This is a genomic window from Vicinamibacteria bacterium (assembly GCA_035620555.1).
Lineage (GTDB): Bacteria > Acidobacteriota > Vicinamibacteria > Marinacidobacterales > SMYC01 > DASPGQ01.
Window position 1 is genome coordinate 1 of sequence record DASPGQ010000438.1, and the last position, 2614, is coordinate 2614.

Annotated in this window: 2 protein-coding genes; both read left to right on the plus strand. The window is 63.6% G+C overall.

The window, feature by feature from the left end:
- Positions 1–20 precede the first annotated feature (20 nt).
- Positions 21–1034 (plus strand): Gfo/Idh/MocA family oxidoreductase, encoded by a 1014-nt coding sequence (locus VEK15_17740; GenBank protein ID HXV62546.1) that lies wholly within the window; start codon positions 21–23, stop codon positions 1032–1034.
- Positions 1031–2563 (plus strand): GMC family oxidoreductase, encoded by a 1533-nt coding sequence (locus VEK15_17745; GenBank protein HXV62547.1) that lies wholly within the window; start codon positions 1031–1033, stop codon positions 2561–2563. Before VEK15_17740 ends, VEK15_17745 begins: the two co-directional genes overlap by 4 nt.
- The last annotated feature ends 51 nt before the right edge of the window (positions 2564–2614 follow it).

Below are 2614 nucleotides of genomic sequence, written 5' to 3' on the forward strand. Positions count from 1 at the left end.
GATGACGGCGGAGTCGGTGTTTGAAGCCCATTCACCTGTGCTTCCTTGGATGCGGGTTCATCGCCCGGGTGCACAGTCGGCATCTGCAAAAAATGCGTTCGGACGTCGTCTTCAGTTATGCCAGTCGCGACCCCTCGCGCGCCGCGGAATATCAGCGTCAGTTCGGCGGCGTGGGACACTACGGCGGCTACGACGACGCACTTAGTGATCCCGCCGTCGATGCCGTGGTGGTGGCGCTTCCGACGCGCTATCATCTCGAGCTGACCGTTCAGGCGCTGGCAATGGGCAAGCACGTCCTCGTAGAGAAGCCCGCGTTTCCCAATCTCGATGACTACCAGACCGTCATCGAGGCGCGCGCTCGGAGCGGTCGGGTGGTGATCGTGGGTGAGAACGATCATTACAAACCGCTTTGTGTCGAGCTTCGTCGCCTGCTCGCCAGTGGCGTAATCGGAGAACTGGTGTTTGGACATTTCGTCACGATCATGAAGAAGCCCAAGTCGGCCGACGATTGGCGCAACGATGAGGCCATGGCCGGAGGCGATGCCTTCTTCGAGGAGGGAATCCACTGGCTGCACATCGCTTCGAGCCTGGGGCCCCGGATTCGCACCATCCACGGCTACCGGCCGCCGCCGGCAAGCGACGGGCCGCTTCATGGGGACGCGCGGCGCAAGAGCATGCTGGTCGCTTTCCAGTACGACACCGGTGCGGTGGGCGCTCTGTACTATTCGCGGGAGATTCCGTCCCTCCTCGGCGGGCTTCGGTTGTCGAAGCTCTTCGGCCGCGAAGGCATCATCACCTTCGAGTCAAACGGCGTGTTCATTTTGGTGCGAGGTAGGCGTCGACGTCTGCCCCGACTAAAACTCTTGCCCGGCTTCCGCGACATCCGCGGATACCGTGCCATGTATCGCGACTTCGTCAGCGCCATCAAGAAGGGAACCACGCCCGAGATGAGCCTCGAACGGGCGAGAGAGGACCATCGTTTGATGGACGCCGTGTATGCGAGCGCGGATTCCATGGAGCTCGCCTGCTCGTGACCATCGCCGGACGTTTCGACTTCGACATCGTCATCATTGGCAGCGGCACGGGAGGGGGGACGGTGGCCTATACCCTGGCGGGGACGGGAGCGCGCATCCTCATCGTCGAGCGGGGCGACTTCGTTCCCCAGGAGGACGAGAACTGGAGTCCTCACGCGGTGTGGGGTGATCTCAGGTATCGAACGTCCGAGCGCTGGGTCGACCGGCTCGGAAGGGAGTTCGTTCCCTACACCCACTATTGTGTCGGAGGCAACTCGAAGTTCTGGGGGTCCGTACTGTTTCGTCTGCGGCGCGAGGACTTCCGCGAGCTCCAGCACCGGGGCGGAGTCTCACCTGCATGGCCCATTAGCTACGAGACGCTTGCCCCTTATTACGATCGCGCCGAGCACCTCTATCACGTCCATGGCCGAGATGGAGCCGACCCGACCGAGCCGCCGCGAGGACCGTTCCCGCACCCACCCGTGGAACACCAGGGGCGAATCGCCGTCATCGTCGAACGACTGCGTGCCCTCGGGCTGCACCCGTCGTATCTGCCCCTCGGGGTGTTGCATCCGGGCGAGCCCGGCGGCTGCATCCTCTGCAATACGTGCAACTCGTACCCCTGCAAGATACGGGCGAAGAGCGACGCCGACGTCTGCTCGGTAACACCCGCACTCGAGCACGACAACGTCACGCTGTGGACTAGCGCTTATACCGAGCGCCTAGTGACGAACGGGAGCGGCGACAAGGTGGTCGCAGCGGAGGTGATACGCGAGGGTCAGCCGGTACGCGTCGAAGCGCCGCTCTTCGTCGTCTCCTGTGGCGCGGTGAATTCTGCCGCTCTGCTCCTGCGCTCGAGTAATGACGTCCATTGCAACGGGCTGGCGAACTCGTCAGGCCTCGTGGGCCGCAACTACATGTCCCACGTCGTCACCATGCTCGGCGCCTTCATGCCGCCCCGCCACGACACCAGGTTTCAAAAAACCGTCGCCATCAACGATTTCTACTTACGCGGTCCCGATGCCGACTACCCCCTCGGACACCTTCAGTCGCAGGGACGCTCCCACGCGGCCATTGCGAGGGCCGCTGGGCCGCCGGGGTCCCGCCAAGTGCCCAACTGGGCCTACGACGCGTGGTTCGCGCGCGGAGTCGAGTGGCTCGCCATGAGCGAGGATCTGCCCAGTCCCGAGAATCGCGTGACTCTGACGACCGACGGGCGCATCCGGCTCCAACGGGAGGTGTCCAACGTCGAGGCCCACCGGGAGCTCGTCGCCCTCACCCGGCGGTTGCTCCGCAAGGTCGGTGCCTGGTTCGTCATGGCGATCCCTCTCGGTGACTTCAACACCACGCATCAGTGTGGCACCGCGGTTTTCGGCACCGATTCGAAGACATCGGTTCTGGATCCATGGTGCCGGTCCCACGACGTCGAGAATCTATTCGTCGTCGACGCGTCCTTCTTCCCGTCATCGGCCGCCGTGAACCCCGCCCTCACGATCGCGGCCCAGGCCCTGAGGACGGCCGACCATATCAAAGAGACCCATTTGAGATAGGCAGGAGCGCATGAAGGCACGATCGTTGAGCCACACCGCCATCACCGTAGC